Below are 26,744 nucleotides of genomic sequence, written 5' to 3'. Positions count from 1 at the left end.
GAAGTCAGGTAAACTTATTTCCATATTGTGTACATGTACACTTGGTCAGCAAACAGGGAGAGAGCCGTCACTCTTTCCCTGTTTGTCTTATATATAATTATCATTGCTGATCATAGTTTTTGGGAAATCGCGGAACACTAATGGGGATTGAACCAAACTGTTTGACGGAAGGGGCGGTACCCATTGGAAGAAGATCTCCGTGGTAATGAACAATCGCATGATCATTTTGTGAGGCACGGTGGTGTCCATTTCCGCACACACGTGACTCCGACCGAGATAAACAACTTTGTACGCAAGCTCCCTGCTGGAAAAAGGGACAGCTTGTTCGAAGTATTGGAACAGCTTGATCATGCCGGCCTGATTACAATCGTCAACGACCATGTTTTTGCCGATGGAGACGGAGTCGTGGGCGGCGGGGACAATCAGAGCACGCTAGGTTAATAGGTATATCAAAAAGGACGTACTCGATCAAGAGAAACGTCCTTTTTTTCTTTATTGATTCGGTTTCCACCAACTGCCCATGCGCTGCCAAAAGGTCGAAGAATCTGGCGGCTTTAAAGGTGTCGGTGTCTCATTTGTCGGGATGTGATCCGTGCAGTAATCTTGAGGCTCTGTTCCACTGGCGAAATAAAAGAGCTGTGGATTCGGACAATGCTCGGTCGCCAGTTTTCCAGAAGCGGGATCGATATAGACAGAAACAACACCAGCTGGCATGTCAAAGAGCGCAGGGGGCTGACCTTTGAGCGCACTTTCCATGAACTGTGCCCAGATTTTTTTGGACAGATAGCCTTCCTTTACATCATCGACCTTTTGATTTTTGTCGTAACCTACCCATACGGTCGAAACCAGCTGCGGAGTGAATCCGCTCAGCCAAGCATCATAATCCGTGGATCCTGTTTTCCCTGCTACCGGTCGGTTCATTTCGCCAGCTACGCGATATCCCGTACCGCCTTGTTCAAATACACTTTGCATCATATTCACTAAGAGAGCAGAGGCGACCGGATCAGCTACCTGTGTTTTCTCAGGTTTTTCTTCAACCAAAATGTTGCCCTCGCTGTCCTCGATGGAGGTGATGGCAATGGGCTTAACGGCTTGTCCCTTGTTGACGATTGCTGCATAAGCTGCGTTTAACTCCAAGGGAGAGACAGGTGAAGTTCCTAGTGCGAGAGAGGGAACTGCTTGCATCGAGCTGGTGATACCTAATTGCTTTGCCTGATCAACCACTTTTTGTGGCCCGAGAAAATCAATAGTCTTGACGGCATAAATATTGTCGGAGGTTTTGATTGCTTCACGCATGTTGATCAGTGCGTTTGCATATTTTCCACCAAAATTGCCGGGGATGTACTGCTTATTGTTATCGTAGGTAAAAACGGTCGGTTCGCTTTTCATCAACGTGAGCGGTGTATAGCCGTTTTGCAAGGCTGACAAATACATGATCGGCTTGAAGGAGGAACCGGGCTGACGCTTGCCAAGCACGCGATTGAACTGACTCACCTTGTAGTCACGTCCACCTACCATCGCTTTGATATAGCCGGTAGCAGGGTCCATGGCGACGAGGGCTACCTGCAAATTCGGATTATTCTTTGGTAGGACAGAAGCAACAATATCCTCGGCCTTTTTTTGTACAACTGGATCAAGGGTCGTGTGGATTTTCAGACCGCCATGAATAAATTTTTCTTCGTCAATGCCATATTTGTTTTTTACCAAATTCGCGATGTAATCGCGGAAATAAGGAGCTGGCTCGGTTACATTCTCGTTTGCTCGCTGTTTCAGCTTGATTGGCTCCGCGTAGGCTTGCTCTGCTTCCTTCGATGTCAGTAGATTGTCGCGCTCCATGGCATTCAAAATGAGCTTTTGTCTGGCTTTGGCACGTTCCAAATCGACAAACGGTGAATAATAAGTAGGACCCTTCGGGATGCCTGCGAGCATGGCGCTCTCTGCTACCGTCAAATCTTTGGCGTCCTTGCCGAAATAGGTTTGGGCAGCAGCTTGTACGCCATAGGCTGAATGACCGTAATAAATCTGATTCACGTACATTTCTAATATTTCATCCTTGCTGTAATTCAGTTCAAGCTGAATCGCAAGAAGGGCTTCTTTGATTTTTCGCTCCCAGGTCTTGTCCAAGCTGAGGTACAGATTTCTCGCCAATTGTTGGGTGATGGTACTGGCACCTTGACGCATGTCCATGTTAACGACATCGACATAAGCAGCCATGGCTAACCGTTTCCAATCAAAACCAAAATGCTCGCGGAACGAACGATCTTCGATAGCGATGGTCGCATCAAGCAATGCTGGTGAAATCTCTGCAAGTGGCACAGAAATCCGGTTTTCGCCACGGTGCATCGTATCCAAAACCTCTCCATTGGAAGCGTAAATCGTCGTGGTTTGCTTCACAAACGTTTCCGGGAGTGGTTGTGAGCGTAAGTACAAAATGAGTAGCAAGATGGCAAAAGAGAAACATAATAGGCTGATAATGGTAAATTTTACAAATTTCTTAGCCCAACGCAAATAGCGCAGTAATGGGGCTTCGCGAATGACTTCCATGTGTGCCTCTCCTCCTTTCTGCGGTTGAATCAATAAAATAGGACATACTACGTTACTAGTAGTATGTGTCGCTTGCAAGCTGGTTAAACTTTCCTTGCTAGAAAAATATCTTGCAATTTGGAAGACAGCTACTATAATTTTCTTGTTATATTGTATTTTCATGCGGTTAATTGAAGGAGGTTACATAGCCATGAACATGGAATTGTGGTACACCGAAAAACAGACGGAAAATCACGGGATAACAACGAAAATTACAGAAACCCTATACAGTGAGAAATCCGAGTTTCAACAAATCGACGTAATTAATACGAAGCAGTTTGGTCGCATGTTAGTGCTCGACGGCATGGTTATGACTACCGATGTCGATGAGTTTGTCTACCATGAAATGATTTCTCATATCGCGTTGAACACGCATCCGAACCCGAAAAAGGTTCTGGTTGTAGGCGGCGGCGATGGCGGTGCTATTCGTGAAATCGTAAAGCACGCGTCTGTAGAAAAAGCAGTTCTGGCTGAAATCGACGGTGGCGTCATTGAGTCTTGCAAAAAATACTTCCCTGAGATTGCGAGTGCATTGACAGGCAATCCACGTGTAGATGTACAAGTAATCGATGGCATTAAACATATTCACGACCACAAAGGTGAGTACGATGTGATCATGGTCGACTCTACAGAGCCAGTAGGACCAGCCGTAGGTCTGTTTGAAAAAGGTTTCTACCAAGGCATTCACGATGCTTTGAAACCAGACGGTATCATGGTTGCTCAAACAGAATCTCCTTGGTTCAACCGTGATCTGATCAAGCGTGTGTTCAAAGACCTGAAATCGATCTTCCCGGTTACTCGTCTCTACACTTGCAGCATCCCTACTTATCCATCCGGACTGTGGAGCTTCACCATCGCTTCCAAGCAACATGATCCGTTGGAAGTAGATCCAGCGAAAATCAAAGATTTGGGCACCAAATACTACAATGCGGAAGTTCACCACGCTGCTTTCAAACTGCCTAACTTTGTGGCTGAGCTGACCCGCGACTAATCGGGGGAGAACTACACCTATGCGTTTTGACGAAGCATACTCTGGAAATGTCTTTATCCGTAGTCACGGGAATTACGAAGAAAGCCAAGCGGTTATTTACGGTATGCCGATGGACTGGACAGTGAGCTTCCGTCCGGGCTCTCGTTTTGGCCCTGCCCGTATTCGTGAGGTTTCCATCGGTCTGGAAGAGTACAGCCCGTACTTGGACAGGCTGTTGGAAGACATCAAATACTTTGATGCTGGCGATATTCCTCTTCCTTTTGGAAACGTGGAAGGTAGCCTGGACGCGATCCGTACATTCGTGGCAAAAGTATTGGCAGATGGCAAATTCCCATTGGGTCTGGGCGGAGAGCACTTGGTTTCCTGGCCAGTATTCCAAGCGGTTTATGAAAAGTACAAGGACATGGTCGTATTCCACTTTGACGCGCATACTGACCTGCGCGACAACTACGAGGGATACGAATACTCCCACTCCACCCCGATCAAAAAGGTATGCAACCTGATCGGCGGTAAAAATGTGTACTCTTTCGGAATCCGCAGCGGGATGAAGGACGAGTTTGAGTGGGCAAAAGAAAACATGCACCTGTACAAATACGATGTACTGGAGCCAGTGAAGCAAGTGCTGCCTACCATCGGCAACCGTCCGATCTACCTGTCGATTGATATCGATGTATTGGACCCTGCGCACGCTCCAGGAACAGGTACAACAGAAGCAGGCGGCATCACGTCTCGTGAGCTGCTCGATACTATTCACTTCATGGCAAACAACGGTGCGAATGTCATCGGTTGTGACCTGGTGGAGGTTGCTCCTGTGTATGACCACAGTGAAATGACGCAAATCGCGGCATCCAAAATCGTGCGCGAGCTGCTCTTGAGCTTTGTAAAATAAGATATCCGCTTTAAATAAGCCTTCGGTTTGCAAAAGAACCGGGGGCTTTTCCTATTAGTTGGGACGTCAATTTCAATTAATAAACATTTTAGTTTACAAAGTATAAATTTGTCAGTACAATCATAATAGTAAGATGATTGAAAAGTCGACGGAGGGTTTCCTACAAAGGAGTTGTCTGCATGAAAGAGGTATTTGCCTACGCACCATTTCGAAAGCTGTTCTTTTCCAATTTGTTCTCCGGTTTTGGGCAAGGGATGACGATGATCGGGATTGCCTGGTTCCTCGTGGAAACGACAGGTTCTGCTCAACTTTTGGGTTCGACCATGTTTACTTCTGCGGTACTGATGTTTTTCATTGGGCCGTATATCGGGACGCTCATCGATCGTTACTCCCGCAAGAAGATGCTGCTGATAGAAAACTTGATCGGATTTAGCGTGCTTGGCATGCTTGCAATCTGGGGCTTTTTCGGAGAGTACACCGAGTGGATGCTGATTGTCATCTATTTGACGACGACTTTTATGTACCAAATTCATTACCCGACGCAGTCCGCGCTGGTACAGGAGACGTTTGAGCCCAAACACTACAACAGCATCAACAGTCTGCTCGAGATCGAAGGACAGACGGCATCCGTTCTTGCTGGCGCGTTTGCAGGGATTCTGCTTAGCTCCTATGGACTGCATGTGGTGATTATTTTCAATGCGATTACGTACTTGTTCGCCTTTACCTTGCTGTCTACCATGACGTATACCTTCACGCTGGAAAAAGAAGCGAAGCAAAACCAGGGTGTCGCGTGGACGGGGCAGCTGATGGAAAGCTGGCGGTACATTCAGCAAAAGAAAGGATTCCTGCTGTTTGGCATATCCGCACTCATGCCCTTCATCGCTGTTATGGCGACGAACTTATTGAAGCCTGTTTACATAAGCCAAACGCTGCAGGAGGGTGTCTCGGTTTATTCGCTGGGAGAGGTCACATATGCACTGGGGGCTGTGGCGGCAGGTTTACTCGTTGCGATCGTCGTTCGCAAGTTGGGACAACTGGCAGCCATGATCGGCAATACGTTGTTGTTCGCGATTGCCATTGTCGTCATGATTGCTTTGCCGTATGGCTGGGCGCTGATTGCGGCGTACACGTTTTACGGGTGGAGTAACGCTTCTGTGCGCTTGATTCGGCAATCGCTCTATATGACAGTTGTGCCGAAGCATCAGATGGGGCGGGTGATGAGCTTTTTCAACTCAATCGGCATGATGATGCGTCTGGTCCTGATCGGTTTGTTTACGGCTATGATTGATTATACGGGGGCAGGAGTCGGGTACTTGGTGTTGGCGGGTCTACTGCTGCTGGCGGCAATCGGGATTGCTGCTACCATGAGATACCTGCTGGCTGATGCCAAAGCAGAGGCTGCGGTTGCCACAGAAGAGCGATGAAGGGTAGAATGTAGGGATAAATGGGAAGCGAAAGAAAGTGGAGTGTGGAAGCAGCATGCAAGACATACAAGTGAAATTGACGGCACGGCATCATGTCGAAGGCAACTGGGAAGAAACGACCCACAGCTATGAGGGCAGGCGCGTACAAAAAGCATCCGCGTGGTACTTGACCTACAAAGAGCAGATGGAGGGCGTAGGCGAAGTAAGCACGACACTGAAGCTGACAGATACGTCTATTACGCTGGTCCGTCAGGGTGGTGTTTCAACCAGACAGCAATTCGAAAAAGGAGCCAGCACTCATTCTACCTATCAAAGTCCCTATGGCCCGTTTGCCATGGAGACGCATACGAACAAGCTGCGAATTCGCTACGAGGCAGAGGTTCCTGTACAGGTAGAAATCGCGTACCAGCTATGGATGAATGAGCAGTACGCTGGTGAGCATGAGCTGAAAATAGAGCTAGGAAAATAAGCCGCCCTTTGCAAGGGCGGTTTTTTGCACGTACAATAGGAGTACTTGCGGCTGAAGTGGGAGGGGGATACAGCATGTTTGTACTCGCAAATGGACTAATAGCCGGTCTGGGTCTTGCTGCTTTTTTAGCGCTCGGGGATGGTTTGTTTGATACCAATACCTTTCCCGTTTTAATTGATGTCAGCTATGTACCGGGTATGGAAAACCTGCCCTCTATTGTAGAACTATTGATTCATCTGCTGATTAGTGTGATCGTCGCCTTTTTTCTCATGCACTTTTACCCGCGGGAACGAAAAGCCCGGTCGGTACGATATTTGCTGTACTGGATGCTCAGTTTTTCTGTTGCGTTTTTCCCATTTAGTGTGCTGAGTCAATCCCCGATGAGTATGACAGCGTTCCTCATCTGGATATTGGGACATTTACTGTATACCGCAATGCTTGCCATTCAGGTAGGGCGTAATCGATAAATGCGTAAAAGTGCCGAATATTCGGCGAAGTGATGATTTTTTGGCAGTATGGATGAAAGGAAGGAGTGAAAGCCGGGATGCCGTTGTCAGATACGGTAGAAATGTTGCAGGCGATCTTGGGTGCTATCGATGAGGGAATTCACGTTGTGGATGCAAATGGCATTACGATTTTCTACAATCACGTCGCAGCCAAGCTCGATGGGTTGACCCCAGAAGAGGTGTTGGGAAAGCCATTGTTGGAGGTTTTTCCTTCACTTGATCGACAGTCGAGTACCCTGCTGCGTGTTATCGATAGTGGCGAATCAATTTACAACCAGACACAGACATATAAGAACTGGAAGGGAATGCGTGTAGAGACAATCAACACAACACTCCCGGTAAGAGTAGGCAAAAGGTTAGTCGGCGCAGTCGAGGTGGCGAAGGATATCGGCAAGCTAAAAGAACTGTCGGAACGCTTGGTGGATCTTCAGGCCAAAATTAGCAAGCCGAAACGGACAAAACGCACGGTAGATGAAACGACTTTCCATTTCGAAGACATTTTGACGATGAGTGAAAAAATGAAGCGCCTCAAAGAGCGCGCTCGAAAGGCTGCCCGGACAACTTCTCCTGTATTGATATACGGCGAAACCGGGACGGGAAAAGAACTGTTTGTTCAATCCATTCACCACGCGTCTGTCCGCAGCAGTAAGCCATTCATCGCGCAAAATTGTGCCGCGCTACCTGCCGCGCTGCTCGAAAGCTTGCTGTTTGGCACGACAAAAGGAAGCTTCACGGGAGCCGATGATCGCCCAGGATTATTCGAGCTGGCGGATGGCGGTACTCTATTTTTGGATGAACTGAACAGCATGCCGCTCGACCTGCAGGCAAAGCTATTACGAGTCCTCCAGGACGGTCAGATCAGACGGATCGGTGGGAGCCATTCGACCAGAGTAGACGTGCGGGTAATCGCCGCAGTCAACGAAGCACCGCAGTCACTCGTGGAGCGAGGAGTCATGCGTGCCGACCTGTACTACCGGATCAACGTCGTCTCTTTTGAACTGCCGCCATTGCGCGAGCGCAGAGAAGATGTGGAGATGCTGATCGATCATTTCTTGCAAAAGTTTAACCGGATCTTCGGTATGAATGTGCGTGGAATCAGCAGGGAAGTGGCTCAATTGTTTGCTGCGTATGAGTGGCCGGGGAATGTCCGTGAACTGGAACATGTCATAGAAGCAGCCATGAATATGGTGGAGTCAGACATTATTTTGCTGGATCATCTTCCGGCTCATTTACTGGAACGCTCGCAGTCCGAGAAAAAAGAAGCGTCAATTTCGGCTCAACTCCTACCAAAGGAAGGCTGTACGCTGCCCGAAATTTTGCGTGAGGTAGAGGAAAAAGTGATCAAAGATGCGATGCAGCAAACGGATGGCAATGTACTTCGCGCCGCCAAGCTCTTGGGCATCCCAAGACAGACGCTGCAATACAAGCTCTCGCAGCGGATGATCCCTCCCTGTTGATTGCCGAAAATTCGGCAGACTCGCGAAGGATTACAGGGAATAGAAGCGCTCACAAAATGCTCTATTCCATATTTTCTAAATCTTTTGATTTGTTGGCATGGCACTTGCATCTCTTGTTGATTGAGTGAAGCGAAGAGGTTCACCATAAGACGAGAGGAGACGGGATGCACATGACAGTAGCGACAAAACGCGATTGGCGTTCGATAGAACTTTGGAAGGATGTCACGGACGAGCAATGGAATGACTGGATGTGGCAGCTTACGCACACGATCAAGACGGTCGATGATTTGAAGCAGGTGATCAACCTGACACCGGAAGAGGAAGAGGGCGTACGTATTTCTACGCAAACGATTCCACTCAACATCACACCGTACTATGCTAATCTGATGGATCCAGACGATCCAAGCGATCCCGTTCGCATGCAGTCTGTACCATTGTCCTCTGAGATGGTTCGTACCAAATACGACATGGAAGACCCACTCCACGAGGATACCGATTCTCCTGTACCCGGTCTGACACATCGTTATCCAGATCGCGTGCTTTTCCTGGTGACGAACCAATGCTCCATGTATTGCCGTTACTGTACGCGCCGTCGCTTTTCCGGCCAGATCGGCATGGGCGTGCCAAAGAAACAACTGGATGCCTGTATCGATTACATTCGCTCAAGACCAGAAGTCCGCGATGTACTGCTCTCCGGTGGAGACGGTCTGTTGATCAATGACCGCGTACTGGAGTACATCATCAGCAGCCTGCGCGACATCCCGCATGTTGAAATTATTCGGATCGGTACGCGCGCACCCGTTGTATTCCCGCAGCGCATTACTGAAAACCTGTGCAATATCTTGAAAAAATACCATCCGGTTTGGCTCAATACACACTTCAACCATCCAAAAGAGATTACACCGGAAGCGAAGCTGGCTTGCGAAATGCTCGCCAATGCTGGTGTTCCGCTCGGCAACCAGGCAGTTATTTTGGCCGGTATCAACGATTGCGCGAATACGATGAAAAAGCTGGTGCAGGACCTGGTGAAAATCCGCGTTCGCCCGTATTACATCTATCAATGCGACCTGTCTGAGGGAATCGGACACTTCCGCGCGCCCGTCAGCAAAGGGATCGAAATCATTGAGCACCTGCGCGGCCATACTTCCGGCTATGCAGTTCCGACCTTTGTAGTAGACGCTCCACACGGCGGCGGTAAAATTCCAGTCAGTCCGAATTACATCATTTCGCAAGCGTCCGATAAAGTTGTCCTGCGTAATTTTGAAGGCGTTATCACGTCCTACCCAGAGCCGAAGCAATACCATGAGCATGATGAAGAAAACTGCGAATACTGCAAGGCTGCAAAAGGCAAAGCAGTTGGTATCGCAGCACTCATGCAAGACGAGGTAGACAATCTGGAGCCGACTGATCTGCCGCGCAACAAGCGTATCAAAGCAACCAAGGTCAAATCACTCGCAGATGTTCGCACGGAGCAAAAGGCCAAGAAAGAACAGACCACTGCCGAGACCAAAGAAGCTTCAGGAAAATAAGCATGTTGAACAGCTACCCGTATGAAGGTAGCTGTTTCTTTTTTCGTAAGAATATTTCCAACTCTTCGAAGAGGATGGATGATTCGCAACTTGTGTGTTAAGATCGAGTTGTACCCATTATGAGCGGTCGCTCAGTATCGTTTCATTTTTCAAAAAAATAAACACACTGACTGAATACTCATTCATTTATTTCCATGATTCTGATAAGATAGAAAAAACGATTTCCACGTCCAAAGACAAACTCGCAATAGAGGGGAGTAGAAAACATGCTGGCACTCATTAATTTGATCGCCTTTTTCCTGGTTCTTGCTTACGGGCTGTATTTAGCTGGGCATGTCGTGTACAGCAGATACTTGTTTATCAGGCTGGGGAAAAAGCCGGATGTGAAAAATGACTTTGGGGCACGCATCAATCTGATGCTCGACAACGTCATTTTCCACAAGAAGCTGCTAAAGGACAAAAAGAGCGGCGTGATGCACGTTGTGATGTTTTACGGTTTTATCACCTTGCAATTCGGGGCCATCGAGCTGATTATCAAAGGGCTTTCGAAAGGCTACGAGCTTCCTTTTGGCAGCGCTCACAAATATTTCTCTGTCATGCAGGAGATCACCACGTTTCTCATTTTGGCTGCAGTCGGCTACGCTTTTTACCGCCGCTATATCGAAAAGCTCAAGCGTCTGAAGCGCGGCTTCAAGTCAGGGATTGTTCTCTTGCTGATTTCCTCCCTGATGGCGACTGTATTGCTCTCGCTCGCTTTTGAACAAATTTGGCTCGGACATGAGCCATCGGCGTTCGCTCCGATCTCTTCTGTTTTCGCGATGGCTCTCTCTGCGATTGGGGTAGGGACAACGGGTGCAGTGGTAGGCTTTTACGTTTTCTGGTGGCTGCATCTGATCATCTTGCTCGGCTTCGCGGTATATGTGCCGCAGTCCAAGCACGCGCATCTGCTGTTTGCGCCAGTCAACGTGTGGTTCAAGAAGCTGGACCCGCCAGGCAAGCTGACGAGCATTAATTTCGAGGACGAGACGCAGGAAGAATTCGGTGTCGGCAAAATCGAGGATTTTACACAAACGCAGCTCATCGACCTGTACGCTTGTGTGGAGTGCGGTCGCTGCACGAATATGTGCCCGGCCTCTGGAACGGGAAAAATGCTCTCCCCGATGGATCTGATTACGAAAATGCGCGACCATTTGACGGAAAAAGGTGCGTCGGTGACGTCGCGTACGCCATGGATGCCGAGCTTCGCTTTTTCGCAGACGACTGCCAATCAGATTGCGTTCCAAGCATCTGAAGTAGCGGCGACAGCGGAAGGAGCAACCGCGGTCTATGAGAAAAGCTTGATCGGCGATGTCATTACCGAGCAGGAGCTATGGGCGTGTACGACCTGTCGCAACTGTGAAGACCAATGCCCGGTAATGAACGAGCATGTCGATAAAATCATCGATATGCGCCGCTATTTGGTTATGACAGAAGGAAGCATGCCAGCAGAAGCGCAGCGCGCCTTGAACAATATCGAGCGTCAGGGCAACCCGTGGGGAATCAACCGCAAAGACCGGACGAAATGGATTGAAGGTCTGAATGGTGAGTACGAGGTGCCAACTGTGAAGCAGGTCGAGGAATTCGAGTACTTGTTCTGGGTAGGCTCGATGGGATCGTTTGACTTGCGCAGCCAAAAAATTTCGCAGGCATTTGTGAAGCTCATGCATGAAGCAGGCGTGAAGTTCGCCATTCTGGGCAACGAGGAAAAGAACTCTGGCGATACGGCCCGCCGCATTGGTAATGAATTCTTGTTCCAGCAGCTCGCTCAAGAAAATATCGCCTTGTTTGAAGCCTATGAAGTCAAAAAAATCGTCACCTGCGATCCGCATGCGTTCAATACGTTCAAGAACGAATATCCGGAGTTTGGGTTGAAGGCAGAGGTGTACCACCACTCTGAGCTGTTGGCGGAGTGGGTGAAGGAAGGCAAATTGAAGCCAACCAAGGAAGTCAAAGAGCGCATCACCTACCACGATTCCTGCTACTTGGGTCGCTACAACGAAATTTACGACAAGCCACGAGTGATCCTCGAAGCCATTCCTGGCGTAGAGGTAGTCGAAATGAAGCGCAGCGGCTGCGACAGCATGTGCTGCGGAGCGGGCGGCGGCTTGATGTGGATGGAGGAACATGAAGGCTCTCGTGTCAATGTCACACGTACGGAGCAAGCTCTGGAGGTCAACCCGACGGAAATCGCGAGTGCATGCCCATACTGCCTGACGATGATGAACGACGGAATCAAGACCAAAGAGCAGGAAGACCACGTTAAAACACGCGACGTCGCGGAAATTCTCGCAGACGCCATCTAGGTTCATACCATGCGCAAGTCTCGGTGCTAATCAAAGCGACGAGGCTTGCGCATTATTTTTTTGCAAAAAACTGTAAGATAAAGGAGCCAGCTGAATCTAAAGGAGTGGGAAGGGAGTGAGGAAGCTGGAGCTTGCAGAGAAAAGTTTAACAAAAACAAAAGAAGCATTATTTGATCAATTAATCCGGCACTATTTAAAAAAGGTGCTGCGACTCGTGTATTTAATGGTCAAGGACCGTAGTCTTGCTGAGGATATTACCCAGGAAGTGTTCCTGTTAGCTTACAAAAACTTGGGGAAATTCCGCCAAGAGAGCTCGATGCAAACATGGGTGTACCGAATCGCCGTCAACGAAGCGAAAAAACATCTGCGCTCGTGGTCGTTTCGTCACCTGTTTTTCAAGCCGGAAGTGGACATAGAGGTAGTCGAGGGAGCAGAGTCGTCTGTTTTGCAAAATGACCTTCGCGCCCGTTTTGCCCATCTCGTGATGAAGCTGCCGCATAGCTATCGTCAATTGATTGTCCTTCACTACTACGAGGAGTTGTCCGTAGAGGAGATCGCGGTCATTTTGGACACGTCCGCAGGAGCCATTTATACGAAAATGCACCGCGCACGCCAGAAGCTCAAAGCGCTCCTGGAAAAGGAGGGGATCGAATGAATCTGGATAAATTGCTGGCGGAATTCAAGGAAACGGCTGACCGGACACTGTTGCGCGGAATGGACGATACGACTGGCTTGGAGGAGAGGATTCGCATGAATATCGAGAAGAAAGGCAAGAAAAGGTTTCGTTTCATCTACCCCGTAAGCGCAGCGCTTGTTGCGGTCGCGCTTGTCATCGTGCTTACCCCTTATCTACTGCAGAAGGAAAGCACGACGAGTACACATACGCCGAAGGAAACGTCTGCCGAGCCAGGTACCCATCAAAAGCCCGATCCAAAAGCTCACCCGGCCTCTGATGATCAGGTGATTATGGAAACGGTAGATGAGATCATCGATGTCTTGCGTGTTGGGATGACACAAGAACAAATGAAAGAAAAGATTTCGATCCCTTACAAAGTTGTAGACGATTATGGCGGAAGCGGGGACGATGGCACAGAAGAGTACTGGGGCTATTCGATTCTCGCAAAAGAAGGATATCAGCGAAAAGACTGGACAATGATCGAGACAGAGGCTCTACTAAAAAGAGACGTGGGCTTGGAGATGTTAGTTGGATGGAAGGATAAAAAGCTTCATTGGTATTCCGTGAGCTATGTCCAAGGCAAAGACGTCTATTTTTTCAAGCTGAATAGCAACGGAACTGTCCAAGAAGAAATCGTTCAAGATGGTGCCGAGACACCTGCTCCTCCGTCCATATTCGATTTAAAGACAGAGGAACAGGATCGTTATTACAATTACATGTATGAGAAAAAAGATGAGCTTTTGCGTGGATTATCTCCAATCGATGTATGGAAGCTGTATGTGCAAGCACAGCAAGAGGGTCAGCTCGAAATGCAGTACGCTTTGCATATCGAGGACGATGGATTCGAGAAGCCAACACTGGAGCAATATTTGGAAGATATGAAAAAAGATCCGGTTGGAGCACGAAATAGCTGGAAGCAGTTGAAAACGATGCGAGAGTTGGCAAATGACTTAACGCTTGAACAAACGTCTGACAAGGAAGCGGTTGTATGGGTGACCTTCAAGGACAACAGGGATAAGGTTGGATATAAAATGCAGAAAAACAAACAAGGCATCTGGAAACTAAGCTGGATGGCACGACAATAGCAGCAACAGCCTGGCTTTCACAAAAGTCAGGCTGTTCTTTTTTTCATTATAGATTGACTATTCGTACGGAAGACGGCAAAATAAAAGTATGTAAAATGAACGAACGCTCGATCAATTTAGTTTTTATTGATGTGAAACATCATCCGAATGGAGGGCATTCGATGAAAACGGTCATTGCAGGGGCAGCGCGTACCCCTTTTGGTAAGTTTGGTGGCTCTTTGAAAGCGCTATCGGCAGTAGAGCTCGGCTCCATTGTGATCAAGGAAGCGGTAGAGCGCGCTGGTATTTCCGGCGATCAGGTGGACGAAGTGATCATGGGTATGGTCTTGCAGGCAGGTGCGGGTCAGGTGCCCTCACGCCAGGCAGCTCGCAAAGCTGGTTTGCCGTGGAATGTAGCGAGTGAGACGATCAACAAAGTATGCGCGTCCGGGATGCGTGCAGTGACGATGGGGGACCAGATCATTCGGGCCGGAGACGGAGAAATCATCGTCGCTGGCGGCATGGAGAGCATGAGCAACGCACCGTATGCACTGCCAGATGCACGTAACGGAATGCGGATGGGAGATTCGACCGTTCGCGATCTCATGATGTACGACGGCCTCACTTGCCCGTTTCATCAAGTGGCGATGGCTGTTCACGGCAGCAATGTGGCGGAAGAGAACGGGATTACGCGAGAAGAGCAGGATGCGTGGGCGCTGCGCAGCCAGCAGAGAGCCGCACAAGCGATGGAAAAAGGACTTTTTGCCGACGAGCTTGTCTCGGTTTCCATTCCGCAAAGAAAAGGGGATCCGCTGCAAGTAACCGTCGATGAAGGACCACGTCCGGATACCACCGAGGAAGGATTGGCGAAGCTGCCACCCGTGTACAAAAAGGACGGAACAATCACGGCAGGCAATGCACCAGGAATCAACGACGGGGCGGCAGCAATGGTGCTGATGTCAGACGCGAAAGCACAACAGCTGGGCATCAAGCCGCTTGCGACGATACTGGGGCACGCCGCAGTCGGCGCAGAAGCTCCTTATATCGCGACAACTCCGGGGCTTGCGATCAACAAGCTCTTGGAAAAGACAGGTGTCTCGCTTTCGGAGATCGATCTATTTGAGGTAAACGAAGCGTTTGCCGCGGTGATTTTGACAAGTGGCAAAATCGTTGGCTGGGACGCAGAGAAAGTGAATGTAAACGGGGGAGCGATTGCGTTCGGACACCCGATTGGCGCGAGTGGGGCTCGGATCATTATGCACCTTGCTTATGAATTAAAAAGACGAGGCGGCGGCTTAGGGATCGCGGCCATTTGCAGTGGTGCCGCACAGGGTGACGCCATCTTGATTAAAGTAGAGTAAGGGAGGCCTTTTTACATGAACGTACAAACGATTATGGTCATCGGGGCAGGACAAATGGGCAGCGGGATTGCCCAAGTAGCGGCGCAGGCTGGCTTTCGCGTTTTTCTGAACGATGTCCAGCAAGCATTTGTAGAGCGCGGTCTGGCCACGATTACGAAAAACTTGTCGCGCAACGTGGAAAAAGGCAAGCTCAGCGAAGCAGATAAGGAAGCGATTCTCGGCCGTTTGACACTGTCTACTGATCTGGCAGATGCGTCTGAAGCAGATTTTGTGGTAGAAGCGGTGACAGAAAACATGGCGGTCAAAACGCAAATCTTTTCCAAGCTGGATGAAGTATGTCCGCCGCATACGGTGCTCGCGAGCAATACATCCTCGCTGCCGATTACTGAGATTGCGGCAGTTACAAAGCGGCCGGAAAGAGTAATCGGGATGCATTTTATGAACCCCGTTCCAGTGATGAAGCTGGTTGAGATCATCCGTGGGCTGCAAACGTCCGATGAGGTCTATCAGCTGACAGAAGATTTGTCCAAACAAATGAGCAAGGTACCCGTGAGCGTCAACGATTTCCCAGGTTTTGTGTCCAATCGGGTACTGATGCCAATGTTGAATGAAGCGATTTATTGCGTGTACGAAGGAGTTGCAACACCGGAAGCGATCGATGAAGTGATGAAGCTGGGCATGAACCATCCGATGGGACCGCTTCAACTGGCTGATTTCATCGGGCTGGATACTTGCCTCTACATTATGGAAGTACTGCACGAAGGGTTCGGTGATTCGAAATACCGCCCATGCCCATTGCTGCGCAAGTACGTAAAAGCAGGATGGCTAGGCAAAAAATCCGGTCGTGGTTTCTACGTGTACAGCTAGCCGAAGATTTCGCAGAAAGGTAGGACGGACATGGATTTCCGATTGAACGAAGAGCAAGAGATGATGCGCCGCATGGTGCGAGACTTTGCCCAGAAAGAGATCGCACCATTCGTCCCGGTGATGGAGGAGACGGACCAGTTTCCACGTCAGATCCTCAAAAAGATGGGCGAAATGGGGCTCATGGGCATTCCAATCGCCGAAGAGTGGGGAGGAGCGGGAGCGGACTTTATTTCCTACATTTTGGCCATTCACGAGATTTCCAAGGTGAGTGCGACAGTAGGTGTCATTTTGTCCGTGCATACCTCCGTCGGGACGAATCCGATTCTCTACTTCGGTACCGAGGAGCAAAAACGCAAATACGTGACCAAGCTTGCGAGTGGGGAATACCTCGGAGCTTTTGCCTTGACTGAGCCGCATGCAGGTTCTGATGCGAGCAGTATCCGAACCACAGCCGTGAAAAAAGGCGATGAATACATCCTGAACGGAAACAAGGTGTTCATCACAAACGGCGGGGAGGCTGATACGTATATCGCCTTTGCCGTTACTGACTCGACAAAAGGACCCAAGGGAATATCGGCCTTTATCGTAGACAAGGATACCCCGGGCTTCACGGTTGGGAAAAAGGAAAAGAAGATGGGACTTCACGGTTCCTATACGACAGAGCTCATATTCGACAATGCCCGTGTACCGGCTGCCAACCTGCTTGGACAGGAAGGGGAAGGCTTCTGTATCGCGATGGCGAATCTGGATTCTGGTAGAATCGGGATTGCTGCACAAGCCCTTGGTATTTGCGAGGCCGCAGTCCAATACGCGACAGAGTACGCGCGGGAACGCAAGCAGTTCGGACAATCGATTGCCAAGCAGCAAGCCATCGCTTTCAAGCTGGCTGACATGGCGACAAAAGCAGAAGTAGCCCGATTGCTGGTATACCGAGCGGCGTGGCTGCGCAGTCAAGGAATTGCTTGTGGAATGGAAGCCTCGATGGCAAAACGCTTTGCCACAGACTCTGCGATGGAGCTCGCCACAGAAGCAGTACAAATCTTTGGCGGCTATGGCTACACCAGAGAATATCCGGTTGAGCGACTATTCCGGGATGCGAAAGTAACGCAAATCTATGAGGGCACCAACGAAATTCAGCGAATTGTTATCGCCAAGCATTTGCTTGCTGATTGATAGAAAAATGAAAAGCACATGGGGGAGTGAGCCATATGAATTTCCAACTGACGGAAGAACATGACATGATGCGCAAGATGATTCGCGACTTTGCAGAGAATCAAGTAGCTCCGACAGCAGCCGAGCGCGACGAAGAAGAGTGCTTTGATCGTTCCATTTTTGAACAAATGGCTGAGCTTGGACTGACAGGTATTCCTTGGCCCGAACAATACGGCGGAGCAGGTGCAGATTACCTGAGCTACGTTATTGCAGTCGAAGAACTCTCCCGTGTGGATGCCTCTATTGGGGTGACACTGTCTGCCCATGTCTCCTTGGCGAGCTGGCCGATTTACAAATTCGGGACAGAGGAGCAAAAGCAAAAGTTTTTGCGTCCATTGGCAGAAGGTAAGAAGATGGGCGCGTACTGTTTGACCGAGGCGGGATCTGGGTCCGATTCTGCTGGAATGCGCACGACAGCCGTACGTGATGGCGATCACTACATTTTAAATGGCACCAAAATCTTCATTACCAATGCAGGCGAAGCCGAAATCTACATCGTATTCGCGGTCACTCAACCAGAGCTGAAGCATAAGGGCATCACGGCTTTCATCGTTGAAAAAGGCGTGGATGGCTTCACGATGGGGAAAAAGGAGAAAAAGCTGGGCATCCGTTCCTCGCCAACACTTGCGGTCAACTTTGAAGATGTACGCGTGCCGGTAGAAAATAGACTGGGCGAAGAAGGCCAAGGCTTCAAGATCGCGATGATGACGTTGGACGGTGGAAGAAACGGTATCGCTGCTCAAGCATTGGGAATTGCACAAGGTGCGTACGAGCATGCACGGAATTATGCCAAAGAACGCAGTCAGTTCGGCAAACCAATCGCTTCCTTGCAGGCAATCCAGTTCAAACTGGCAGACATGGCAACCAAGATCGAGGCATCCCGTTTGCTCACTTACCAAGCAGCGTGGCTGGAGGATCAAGGTCTACCATATGGCAAAGCATCTGCGATGTCCAAAGTATTTGCAGGGGATACAGCGATGGAAGTGACAACCGAGGCTGTTCAAGTTTTCGGAGGTTACGGCTACACGCGGGAGTATCCTGTGGAGCGCTTCATGCGTGATGCCAAAATTACACAAATCTATGAAGGAACAAATGAAATCCAACGTGTCGTGATCAGCAATTTCCTTCTAAAAGAGTAGGAAGCTGTCCCGTCTTCCAACACGATTACACACATAGAAAAGAAAAGTTTGGCTTTGTGCTCTTACTCGCGTATAATGATCTGCGATGATACAAAAGTAGAGTGTTTGCGCCTTCTTTTCTATGAGGCGTCTGACCAAACGCTCAGTCGGTTGGAAAGGTGGATTTTGGAGTGTCTGACAAGAGAAAAACGATACCGTCCCTGGTAAAGGACCCAAAACTGATCGAGAGAAGACGAGAGCAGATTATTGAGGCTGCCGTTCATCTCTTCATTAATAAAGGTTTTCATAAAACGACGACAAGGGAGATTGCCCGGGCGTCTGGATTTAGTATTGGTACGTTGTACGAGTATATCGAGTCAAAAGAAGACGTGCTTTATCTTGTTTGCGATGCCATTCATGCGGAGATGGAGACGCGCTTGCGTGAAGCGATCAACTTCAACGGAACTGGCTTGAAAACATTAAAGGTAGCACTAAAAAGTCTGATCCGCGTGATGGATCAGATGAGCGACCGCGTGTTGCTTATTTATCAGGAAGCCAAATCATTGCCAAAAGAAACACTCCGCTACGTATTGGGCCGTGAAGAAGCCATTTCGCATATTTTCGTCGAAATCCTGGAAAAAGGGATTGCCGATGGTTCGTTGCGCATTGACGAAAAGAACGTCAAGCTAATGGCGGACAATATCATGGTTTTGGGCGAAATGTGGGTCTTCCGCCGCTGGGCATTGAAAAAGCACTATACCATTGAGGAGTACACAGAGAAGCAAATTGCCCTGTTGCTTCGCGAAATCAGTGTCTCCGATTAAGAAAAGAGTTTAAAAAGTCTGGGAAACATAGGGTGCCAAGCATACTTCGCGTCTACCGCGCCTTGATCTGCTTGGCCCTGTTTTTCCGCCTTTTTAAACGTATAAAAAGGAGAGTGGAACGATGGAAACGGAAGTGTATCGTCCGCAAAACAAGGTTCGCTTTGTGACCGCAGCCAGTCTGTATGATGGTCACGACGCCTCGATTAATATCATGCGCCGTATTTTACAATCGTCGGGAGTAGAGGTTATCCATCTCGGACATAACCGCTCTGTTGACGATATTGTAACAGCCGCTGTCCAGGAGGATGTGCAAGGGATTGCCATCAGTTCGTACCAAGGCGGTCATGTGGAGTATTTCAAATACGTAATTGATCTATTACGCGAGCGGGGAGCAGAGCATATCCGTGTTTTTGGCGGCGGTGGTGGCGTTATCGTTCCACGCGAGATTCGGGAATTGGAAGAGTACGGAGTCTGTAAGATTTACTCGCCAGATGACGGCAGACGATTGGGCTTGCAGGGCATGATCAACGACATGATCAGACGCAGCGACTTCCCAACCGTCAAGCAGCTGGAGGAAGAAGTAGCAGGCTTGCGCGAGCAAAACCATCAGGCGATTGCCCGGCTTATTTCCGTTGCGGAGTATGCAGTGGACCAGCCCGAATGGACAGAGCCTCTCCGTGAAAGTTTAGTGGAAGCCGATTCAACCATACCGGTATTAGGGATTACAGGTACGGGTGGAGCAGGAAAAAGCTCATTAACCGATGAGCTTGTTCGTCGATTTATTCGCGTTTATCCCGAGAAGACGGTTGCAATCTTGTCTGTCGATCCATCCAAGCAAAAATCAGGTGGAGCGTTACTTGGTGACCGCATCCGCATGAATGCCAACTCGACACCCCGCGTTTATATGCGCAGTCTCGCTACTCGCAAATCAGGCATGGAGCTGTCTGCTGCATTAAAAGACGCGATTCAAGTAACGCGCTCTGCCCATTTTGATCTGATCATTGTGGAAACGAGCGGGATTGGTCAGGGGGATGCGCAGGTCACAGAAGTGTGCGACGTCTCCATGTATGTCATGACCAGTGAATTCGGGGCGCCATCTCAGCTGGAAAAGATTGATATGCTCGACTTCGCTGATGTGATCGCGATCAACAAATTTGAGCGCAAAGGCTCAGAGGACGCTCTTCGCGAGGTTCGCAAGCAATATCGACGCAATCATCAGCTTTTTGAGCTGCCGGATGAGAAGGTTCCTGTGTATGGTACGATTGCGAGCCAGTTTAACGACCCGGGAACAAATGTGTTGTTTGCTGCCCTGATGCATCGGATTGTAGAAAAGACTGGCGTTGACTGGTCTGTAGAGCATTTGGATACGACTCCCGTAAAGATTCATAAAACTTCGTTGATTCCGACAGAGAGAATCAATTATTTGCAAGACATTGCCAACACCGTTCGTCAATATCGTGCCTATACAGAAGAACAGTCAGCGATTGCACGCAAGCTTTTTCAGTTGCAGGGTGCGAAGGAAACAATTCTGGCCTCGGGAGATTCTGCGGCTTCCGAGCTGGTTGCGGTACTTGATAAACAAATCGTTCTCTTTGAAGAAAAGCTGCATCCGGAGTGCCGACGTATCCTGGAAAATTGGCCCAAGCTCAAGGAGGCCTATCGGAAGGATCAATTCGTCACGAAAATTCGCGACAAGGAATTGGTTACCAAGCTGTTCAGCGTATCTTTGTCGGGTACACGCATTTCAAAAGTAGCCGTCCCTGATTACGAGGATTGGGGCGAAATTTTAAAGTGGTCGTTAAAAGAAAATGTCCCGGGGGAATTCCCGTATACTGCAGGAGTATTTCCGTTTAAACGCGAGGGAGAAGACCCCAAGCGACAATTTGCAGGCGAAGGTACTCCAGAGCGGACGAACAGACGCTTTCACTTCCTGTCTCAAAATGATGAAGCGAAGCGACTCAGTACTGCTTTTGACTCGGTTACGTTGTATGGAGAGGACCCTGACTACCGCCCGGATATTTACGGGAAAATCGGTACGAGTGGGGTTAGCATTTGTACTTTGGATGACATGAAAAAGCTGTACGCCGGCTTTGATCTTTGTGCACCTAGCACCTCTGTGTCCATGACAATCAACGGTCCTGCTCCAATGATTTTGGCCATGTTCATGAATACGGCGATTGAGCAGCAGTTGGATGCCTTTGTTCAAAAAGAAGGGCGTCAGCCTACCGAAGAGGAAGCGAAGCAAATCAGAGCGTACACGCTGTCGACTGTTCGCGGAACCGTTCAGGCAGATATTTTGAAAGAGGATCAAGGGCAAAACACGTGTATCTTCTCGACAGAATTTGCCTTGCGGATGATGGGGGATATCCAGCAGTATTTTATCGACCATAAAGTGCGGAACTACTACTCCGTGTCCATTTCCGGCTATCATATTGCGGAGGCGGGGGCGAATCCGATTACGCAGCTTGCGTTTACGCTCTCTAACGGATTTACTTATGTCGAGTATTATTTGAGCCGTGGGATGAACATCGATGACTTTGCGCCGAACCTGTCCTTCTTCTTCTCCAATGGTCTCGATCCGGAATACACCGTGATTGGACGTGTGGCTCGCCGGATTTGGGCAACTGTGATGAAAAATCGTTATGGTGCAAATGACCGCAGTCAAAAGCTGAAGTACCACATTCAGACGTCCGGCCGTTCCTTGCACGCGCAGGAGATGGATTTCAACGACATCAGAACGACCTTGCAGGCCTTGATTGCGATATACGACAACTGTAATTCTCTCCATACGAATGCATACGACGAAGCGATTACAACCCCGACTGAGAACTCTGTGCGACGGGCGATGGCGATTCAGATGATCATCAACAAGGAAATGGGACTCGCCAAAAACGAGAACCCGCTTCAAGGGGCATTCATCATCGATGAGCTGACAGATCTGGTAGAAGAGGCAGTTATGCAAGAGTTCGAGCGGATCAGTTCTCGCGGAGGCGTGCTGGGGGCAATGGAGACTCAATACCAGCGCGGCAAAATTCAAGACGAGTCCATGTATTACGAAATGAAAAAGCATACGGGTGAACTGCCAATTATTGGGGTGAACACGTTCATTAACCCGAATGCATCCGAGGACGATTACGAGATTGAATTGGCTCGCGCGACCGAAGAGGAAAAAGAACAGCAAATCATAAATCTCCGTGCGTTCCAGGAGCGCCACAAGGATGTTTCTGCGGCTGCACTCCGGCGCCTGCAGGAAGTGGCTATGGCGGGAGAGAACATCTTTGCCGAGCTGATGGAGACGGTAAAAGTAGCATCGCTTGGACAAATCAGTGCTGCCCTGTATGAAGTGGGTGGCCAATACCGCAGAAATATGTAAGACAAATCCCTCGGTAACGATTGCCGAGGGATGTCTTTGGTTTTGGTGTCGACAAGAATTAGTCAGCCCCTGTTTGAAAGCCTTGCATTTTCGTCTAAAATAAGGAATACTGTATGATAGCCTTCTTATGTTGTACGTTGTACAATCGAAGAAATCGATATCATTTATGAATGACTTATACAGGCCTGCGTCCCCCGAACAGGGCACCGGGTCAGTATTCAAATCAATCGTTTTCATATGGAAAGGACGTGCCCTGAGTGAGTCAATTGTTTGCTCATATTGATTCCGAGAAACTGAGTGAGATGGCGTTAGTTGACATTGCGTATGAAATTTTGCGTGAAACTAACCGCACTTACAACTTCCGCGAGCTGATGAATGAACTGGTTGCAGTGCGCAAGCTAACTGATGAACAACTCATGGCAATCATCGCGCAAGTATACACAGAAATTAACATTGATGGCCGTTTCGTGTGCCTTGGTGACAATGTATGGGGATTGAAACGTTGGTACCCAACTGACACCGTGGAGGAAACTCAAGAGGGTGGCGGAACGAAGAAGAAGAAAATCGTCACGGAAGACGACTTCGACGATTACGATACCGAAGACGAAGGTGTCGAAGAATACGAAGACGACGATGTTGTCATCTTTGAGGACGAAGAGGAATTCGTCGACGAAGATTCTGATATCGAAGAAGAAGAAATCGATGGAGAAATCGACGAGGAAGAACTCGAAGACGAAGAAGATGAGATGTTCGAAGAGGACGAAGAGCTTGAGGAAGAGGAATCCGACGAAGAGCTCGACGACGAAGACGAGAAATAGATCCTTGACTTCCGCTTAAGGGACAGATAAAATACTCCTTGGGCTTCACATGAAGAAGGATCAAATATGGGAAACTATAAAACAAAAGTGCCCCTACCCCATTTCTTTACGGGATAGGACTCGCTTTTGTTTTTCTTTTTTTTTGGAGCCGTCTTCATTCGATTTTTATAACAACTTAAGGGTGAGGGAAAGAGGGGACGTTAACGATGACGAAGTATATTTTTGTGACAGGCGGGGTTGTATCCTCGTTGGGAAAAGGAATTACAGCGGCTTCTCTGGGCCGACTCTTGAAAAATAGGGGTCTGAAGGTAACCATTCAGAAGTGTGACCCATACATCAACGTTGACCCGGGAACGATGAGTCCATATCAACACGGGGAAGTTTTCGTAACGGACGATGGTGCGGAAACAGACCTGGACTTGGGCCACTATGAGCGCTTTATCGATATCAACCTGAGCGCTAACTCCAATATGACGACGGGTAGAATTTACTCGACTGTCATCGCCAAAGAACGCCGTGGCGACTATTTGGGAGGAACCGTTCAAGTAATTCCTCACATCACGAACGAAATCAAAGATCGCATTTTCCGTGCAGGTCGCGAAACCGGGGCAGATGTAGTGATTACCGAGATCGGTGGAACTGTTGGGGATATCGAGAGCTTGCCATTCCTTGAATCCATTCGCCAGATCAAAAGTGACATCGGTCGTGAAAACGTCATGTACATCCACGTAACCCTGGTACCATATATCAAGGCAGCAGGTGAAATGAAAACCAAACCTACGCAACACAGCGTGAAAGAACTGCGCAGCTTGGGTATTCAACCAAATGTGATCGTGACACGTACGGAGCAACCGATGACACAAGAAATGAAAGACAAGTTGGCTCTGTTCTGTGATATCGATAAGAACGCGGTAGTGGAATGTGTAGACGCTGATAGCCTTTACGATGTGCCACTGCAATTGCAGGCACAAGGATTGGACGATTACGTATGCCGCCACCTGGGGCTGACTTGCCAGGATGCGGATATGACAGAGTGGAAATCGCTCGTATCGAAAATCAAAAACCTGTCGAAAACGACTACCATTGCAATTGTTGGTAAATATGTAGAATTGCATGATGCTTACTTGTCCGTAGCAGAAGCGCTGTACCATGGTGGCTATGCGAACGACTCCAAAGTAGAAATCAAATGGGTGCACGCGGAAGAAGTTACGCCAGAAAATGTTGGCGAATTGCTCGGTGATGTAAATGGTATCCTCGTACCAGGCGGCTTTGGCGATCGTGGTATCGAAGGTAAAATCATCGCTACGCGCTATGCTCGTGAAAATAAAGTGCCATTCCTCGGAATTTGCCTGGGTATGCAAATCGCTGTGATCGAGTTCGCTCGCCACGTAGCGGGTATGGATGGAGCAAACAGCTCCGAGATCAACCCGAATACAGCGTATCCGGTGATTGACCTTTTGCCAGAGCAAAAAGATATCGAGGACAAGGGCGGTACAATGCGTCTGGGCCTCGGTCCAACCAAAGTGGAAGAAGGCACGCTGACTGAGGCTGCATACGGAAGCACTCTGGTTTATGAACGTCATCGTCATCGCTATGAAGTGAACAACGAATACCGTGATCAATTGGCGCAAATGGGCTTGCGTTTTGCGGGTACAACTCCAGATGGTCGTCTGGTTGAAATCGTGGAAGTTCCCGAACATCCATGGTATGTAGCGACACAGTTCCATCCAGAGTTCACATCCCGTCCGAACCGTCCACAGCCACTGTTCCGTGACTTCGTGAAGGCTTCCCTGAACAAATAACATAGATCGATAAATAGAAAGACGCACCCGCGATGTATTCGCAGGTGCGTCTTGTGCTTTTAGAAGCAGATCAATGGAACAAGGGTGATAGCCAGGCTACCCAGTAGGCGGCGGGAATGAGTAGGAATTGAGCCAAAATCGTTCCGATAAAACGTGAGATCATCAGCCACAGGTACATATCACGAATCGATTGCTGCGTGGTTTTCCCTTGCATTGCTTTTTCTGTCAAAAGGGCAATTTGCGGGTCTACCAGAATCGTCATGAAAATCGTGGCAAAACCGTTGATTAATCCGGAAGACATCAAAACGGTTGCTTTGTAATCGGGGGCTAGCAATGTCGCGTACAACACGGACAGTACGCTGCTTGTGTAGATGGCTGTCCCAAATGCATTTAATAACAGTAATCGTTTGGGAACGCCTTTGATTCGAAACCGAGAGATGGCTTGCCAGCTAGGAATCCGAACATGGTGGTGGACACGTCGGATGGTATCGACACTAACTGCCGTGCGAATCATTTGTGGAATCGAGCCAGCTATCTCCAAGTGCGAGATCATTCGTTTCGATATTTGGACAAAAGTGGGAAACAGTACAATAGCCGCCAAGGTTCCGAGCGAGGACGCTGCAATAATTACGTGCAAATGCGTGCTAGGATCAAAGTGTTCCATTGCAGCTTGATCCATCAATCCCCCAGTAAAGGGTCCTTGAATCAGGTTGGAAGTACGGGAGAGGAGCAATACGATCCCGACCAAAGACATCGCTACAGCAATCCTGCCCGTTTGTACCCCTGCAAAACGGATTCCGTAGGTAAGTGTCTCTGTCGTATGGATAATAAATGTTAACAAGCAAATCAGCCACAGAGCATCCATAGTAAGTATCTGGCTCCTTGTGTGTAGGGGAAATTGGTTTTTCCATTATACTCGAAATGAGGCCCATGGGAAATTTTAAGTTGACGTTTAGCAAAAAAGGTGAAGGAGTTTCCTGATTTTAGGCGAACCCATAATAATTAAGAAAACGCATTCGTCAGGGGGGAATCAGATTGTTCGACAAACAAGATAAAAAGGTACTGGTTGTGGATGACCAGTATGGGATTCGCATTTTACTGTATGAGGTGCTGGGAAAAGAAGGGTACAAGACCTTTCAGGCAGCAAACGGGAAAATGGCATTGGAAATCGTGGAAAAAGAATCACCAGATTTGGTTATCCTCGACATGAAGATCCCTGGGATGGATGGTATTGAGATCTTGAAACACATCAAGAAGATCAATCAGGAAATCAAAGTCATCATGATGACAGCTTACGGAGAGCTGGACATGATCAAAGAAGCAACACAACTGGGAGCATTGACTCATTTTACAAAGCCTTTTGATATCGATGAACTACGAATGGCAGTACATCAGCAATTAGCTTGTTAGAAACAGACTGCAAAGGTCAGGGTACAAGC

The 26,744-nt window shown here is 48.7% G+C and carries 22 protein-coding genes; 20 read left to right on the top strand and 2 right to left on the bottom strand.

Features of this window, described 5'->3' with window-relative positions; translation table 11 throughout:
• Positions 1-183 precede the first annotated feature (183 nt).
• Entirely contained in the window at positions 184-441 is a 258-nt protein-coding gene (locus FO446_RS26910; protein WP_015893678.1) for a hypothetical protein, read from the top strand.
• Between the two features lie 51 nt (positions 442-492).
• On the opposite strand, the gene FO446_RS26905 is transcribed toward FO446_RS26910, so the two are convergent.
• Complete coding sequence (locus FO446_RS26905; RefSeq protein WP_237899546.1) at positions 493-2,544, bottom strand: transglycosylase domain-containing protein; 2,052 nt, start codon at positions 2,542-2,544, stop codon at positions 493-495.
• Between the two features lie 196 nt (positions 2,545-2,740).
• Here FO446_RS26905 and speE point away from each other — a divergent pair, with 196 nt between their 5' ends.
• From speE to FO446_RS26815, 18 genes are all read left to right on the top strand, one after another.
• Positions 2,741-3,574, top strand: a complete 834-nt coding sequence (gene speE, locus FO446_RS26900) for a polyamine aminopropyltransferase (protein WP_088911020.1) — start codon at positions 2,741-2,743, stop codon at positions 3,572-3,574.
• A 19-nt stretch (positions 3,575-3,593) separates the two neighbouring features.
• Positions 3,594-4,463, top strand: a complete 870-nt coding sequence (speB, locus tag FO446_RS26895) for an agmatinase (protein ID WP_017252411.1) — start codon at positions 3,594-3,596, stop codon at positions 4,461-4,463.
• 179 nt (positions 4,464-4,642) lie between these two features.
• Positions 4,643-5,887: an MFS transporter gene (locus FO446_RS26890; protein WP_237899545.1), complete on the top strand. Its 1,245-nt coding sequence runs from the start codon at positions 4,643-4,645 to the stop codon at positions 5,885-5,887.
• A gap of 55 nt (positions 5,888-5,942) precedes the next feature.
• Positions 5,943-6,356: a YwiB family protein gene (locus FO446_RS26885; protein WP_173610430.1), complete on the top strand. Its 414-nt coding sequence runs from the start codon at positions 5,943-5,945 to the stop codon at positions 6,354-6,356.
• 74 nt (positions 6,357-6,430) lie between these two features.
• Positions 6,431-6,823, top strand: a complete 393-nt coding sequence (locus FO446_RS26880; RefSeq protein ID WP_173610431.1) for a hypothetical protein — start codon at positions 6,431-6,433, stop codon at positions 6,821-6,823.
• A gap of 77 nt (positions 6,824-6,900) precedes the next feature.
• Positions 6,901-8,319: a sigma-54 interaction domain-containing protein gene (locus FO446_RS26875; RefSeq protein WP_221867343.1), complete on the top strand. Its 1,419-nt coding sequence runs from the start codon at positions 6,901-6,903 to the stop codon at positions 8,317-8,319.
• Between the two features lie 164 nt (positions 8,320-8,483).
• A complete protein-coding gene (gene ablA, locus FO446_RS26870) occupies positions 8,484-9,848 on the top strand; it encodes a lysine 2,3-aminomutase (protein ID WP_173610433.1) in 1,365 nt (454 codons plus the stop codon).
• Positions 9,849-10,114: 266 nt separating this feature from the next.
• On the top strand, positions 10,115-12,190 hold the full coding sequence (locus FO446_RS26865; RefSeq protein WP_237899544.1) for a heterodisulfide reductase-related iron-sulfur binding cluster: 2,076 nt from the start codon (positions 10,115-10,117) through the stop codon (positions 12,188-12,190).
• A 115-nt stretch (positions 12,191-12,305) separates the two neighbouring features.
• The gene (locus FO446_RS26860) at positions 12,306-12,845 is read left to right on the top strand and encodes a sigma-70 family RNA polymerase sigma factor (protein WP_237899543.1); all 540 of its coding nucleotides are present in this window, start codon (positions 12,306-12,308) and stop codon (positions 12,843-12,845) included.
• Entirely contained in the window at positions 12,842-13,951 is a 1,110-nt protein-coding gene (locus FO446_RS26855) for a hypothetical protein (RefSeq protein WP_232773910.1), read from the top strand. The genes FO446_RS26860 and FO446_RS26855 overlap by 4 nt, the downstream gene beginning before the upstream one ends.
• Before the next feature lie 161 nt (positions 13,952-14,112).
• Positions 14,113-15,291 (top strand): acetyl-CoA C-acetyltransferase, encoded by a 1,179-nt coding sequence (locus FO446_RS26850; protein WP_173610437.1) that lies wholly within the window; start codon positions 14,113-14,115, stop codon positions 15,289-15,291.
• A 15-nt stretch (positions 15,292-15,306) separates the two neighbouring features.
• Positions 15,307-16,158: a 3-hydroxybutyryl-CoA dehydrogenase gene (locus tag FO446_RS26845; RefSeq protein WP_173610438.1), complete on the top strand. Its 852-nt coding sequence runs from the start codon at positions 15,307-15,309 to the stop codon at positions 16,156-16,158.
• Between the two features lie 30 nt (positions 16,159-16,188).
• A complete protein-coding gene (locus FO446_RS26840; RefSeq protein WP_173610439.1) occupies positions 16,189-17,331 on the top strand; it encodes an acyl-CoA dehydrogenase in 1,143 nt (380 codons plus the stop codon).
• A gap of 35 nt (positions 17,332-17,366) precedes the next feature.
• Positions 17,367-18,509, top strand: a complete 1,143-nt coding sequence (locus tag FO446_RS26835; RefSeq protein ID WP_173610440.1) for an acyl-CoA dehydrogenase — start codon at positions 17,367-17,369, stop codon at positions 18,507-18,509.
• Positions 18,510-18,679: 170 nt separating this feature from the next.
• Complete coding sequence (locus FO446_RS26830; RefSeq protein WP_007725542.1) at positions 18,680-19,312, top strand: TetR/AcrR family transcriptional regulator; 633 nt, start codon at positions 18,680-18,682, stop codon at positions 19,310-19,312.
• 121 nt (positions 19,313-19,433) lie between these two features.
• Positions 19,434-22,685 carry a fused isobutyryl-CoA mutase/GTPase IcmF gene (gene icmF, locus FO446_RS26825; protein ID WP_232773911.1) on the top strand — a complete coding sequence of 1,084 codons (3,252 nt, stop codon included), beginning with the start codon at positions 19,434-19,436 and terminating at the stop codon, positions 22,683-22,685.
• A gap of 257 nt (positions 22,686-22,942) precedes the next feature.
• Positions 22,943-23,503 (top strand): DNA-directed RNA polymerase subunit delta, encoded by a 561-nt coding sequence (gene rpoE / locus FO446_RS26820; protein ID WP_173610442.1) that lies wholly within the window; start codon positions 22,943-22,945, stop codon positions 23,501-23,503.
• A 206-nt stretch (positions 23,504-23,709) separates the two neighbouring features.
• A complete protein-coding gene (locus FO446_RS26815) occupies positions 23,710-25,305 on the top strand; it encodes a CTP synthase (protein WP_173610443.1) in 1,596 nt (531 codons plus the stop codon).
• 70 nt (positions 25,306-25,375) lie between these two features.
• Here the strand turns inward: FO446_RS26815 and FO446_RS26810 are convergent, their stop codons facing one another.
• Complete coding sequence (locus FO446_RS26810) at positions 25,376-26,170, bottom strand: lipid II flippase Amj family protein (protein ID WP_173610444.1); 795 nt, start codon at positions 26,168-26,170, stop codon at positions 25,376-25,378.
• A 170-nt stretch (positions 26,171-26,340) separates the two neighbouring features.
• Between FO446_RS26810 and FO446_RS26805 the strand changes: the two genes are divergently transcribed.
• On the top strand, positions 26,341-26,715 hold the full coding sequence (locus tag FO446_RS26805; protein ID WP_007725537.1) for a response regulator: 375 nt from the start codon (positions 26,341-26,343) through the stop codon (positions 26,713-26,715).
• The last annotated feature ends 29 nt before the right edge of the window (positions 26,716-26,744 follow it).

The organism is Brevibacillus brevis (assembly GCF_022026395.1).
GTDB lineage: Bacteria > Bacillota > Bacilli > Brevibacillales > Brevibacillaceae > Brevibacillus.
This window is presented reverse-complemented; position numbering and strand designations above follow the sequence as displayed.

Excerpts from the sequence above, each read along its gene's own strand:
- FO446_RS26855 (WP_232773910.1), top strand. The coding sequence starts at position 12,842 with ATGAATCTGGATAAATTGCTGGCGGAATTCAAGGAAACGGCTGACCGG.
- FO446_RS26890 (WP_237899545.1), top strand. The coding sequence starts at position 4,643 with ATGAAAGAGGTATTTGCCTACGCACCATTTCGAAAGCTGTTCTTTTCC.
- FO446_RS26880 (WP_173610431.1), top strand. The coding sequence starts at position 6,431 with ATGTTTGTACTCGCAAATGGACTAATAGCCGGTCTGGGTCTTGCTGCT.
- icmF (WP_232773911.1), top strand. The coding sequence starts at position 19,434 with ATGGAAACGGAAGTGTATCGTCCGCAAAACAAGGTTCGCTTTGTGACC.
- FO446_RS26815 (WP_173610443.1), top strand. The coding sequence starts at position 23,710 with ATGACGAAGTATATTTTTGTGACAGGCGGGGTTGTATCCTCGTTGGGA.
- speE (WP_088911020.1), top strand. The coding sequence starts at position 2,741 with ATGGAATTGTGGTACACCGAAAAACAGACGGAAAATCACGGGATAACA.
- FO446_RS26865 (WP_237899544.1), top strand. The coding sequence starts at position 10,115 with ATGCTGGCACTCATTAATTTGATCGCCTTTTTCCTGGTTCTTGCTTAC.
- FO446_RS26875 (WP_221867343.1), top strand. The coding sequence starts at position 6,901 with ATGCCGTTGTCAGATACGGTAGAAATGTTGCAGGCGATCTTGGGTGCT.
- FO446_RS26885 (WP_173610430.1), top strand. The coding sequence starts at position 5,943 with ATGCAAGACATACAAGTGAAATTGACGGCACGGCATCATGTCGAAGGC.
- ablA (WP_173610433.1), top strand. The coding sequence starts at position 8,484 with ATGCACATGACAGTAGCGACAAAACGCGATTGGCGTTCGATAGAACTT.
- FO446_RS26905 (WP_237899546.1), bottom strand. The coding sequence starts at position 2,544 with ATGGAAGTCATTCGCGAAGCCCCATTACTGCGCTATTTGCGTTGGGCT.
- FO446_RS26845 (WP_173610438.1), top strand. The coding sequence starts at position 15,307 with ATGAACGTACAAACGATTATGGTCATCGGGGCAGGACAAATGGGCAGC.
- FO446_RS26850 (WP_173610437.1), top strand. The coding sequence starts at position 14,113 with ATGAAAACGGTCATTGCAGGGGCAGCGCGTACCCCTTTTGGTAAGTTT.
- speB (WP_017252411.1), top strand. The coding sequence starts at position 3,594 with ATGCGTTTTGACGAAGCATACTCTGGAAATGTCTTTATCCGTAGTCAC.
- FO446_RS26835 (WP_173610440.1), top strand. The coding sequence starts at position 17,367 with ATGAATTTCCAACTGACGGAAGAACATGACATGATGCGCAAGATGATT.
- FO446_RS26840 (WP_173610439.1), top strand. The coding sequence starts at position 16,189 with ATGGATTTCCGATTGAACGAAGAGCAAGAGATGATGCGCCGCATGGTG.
- FO446_RS26810 (WP_173610444.1), bottom strand. The coding sequence starts at position 26,170 with ATGGATGCTCTGTGGCTGATTTGCTTGTTAACATTTATTATCCATACG.